We start from the raw sequence: 305 nt of genomic DNA, 5'->3' as shown, positions 1-305 counted from the left end.
TTTAAACGCGACACGCTGGCTCATGTCTCACCTCTGTCTATTTACTCGTATCAGTGTCTGAATATTTTCATTACCGGAATCCTCAGCGTTTCCAGAAACGCCCGAGTTATCAAAAATCTCTTCTTCATCCTTGTCCTCTTCTTTGCGGCTCAGGATGGTTGATTCATCAAACAGAAGAGCATCTTCATTAGTATTATTTTGTACTGTTTTCTGCTCGGAGTTTTTATCAGACAGATTCGCCATGGCTCATATTCCTTTAAAAATTATGTAGATTGAATAGATTGGAAGAGAAGAAGTATGAACTG

1 protein-coding gene is annotated in these 305 nt (G+C 39.0%); it reads right to left on the bottom strand.

The genetic code is table 11. The features are described 5' to 3' along the window. Positions 1-27: 27 nt before the first annotated feature. Positions 28-243, bottom strand: a complete 216-nt coding sequence (locus H4O21_RS25280; RefSeq protein WP_182812796.1) for a hypothetical protein — start codon at positions 241-243, stop codon at positions 28-30. Positions 244-305: the final 62 nt, after the last annotated feature.

The organism is Oceanospirillum sediminis (genome assembly GCF_014164585.1).
Lineage (GTDB): Bacteria > Pseudomonadota > Gammaproteobacteria > Pseudomonadales > Halomonadaceae > Oceanospirillum > Oceanospirillum sediminis.
The sequence above is the reverse complement of the archived record's forward strand: the minus strand, read 5'-3'. Positions and strand labels throughout refer to the sequence as shown.

Bases quoted from the DNA above. Each gene is read 5' to 3' on its own strand.
- H4O21_RS25280 (WP_182812796.1), bottom strand. From the start codon at position 243: ATGGCGAATCTGTCTGATAAAAACTCCGAGCAGAAAACAGTACAAAAT.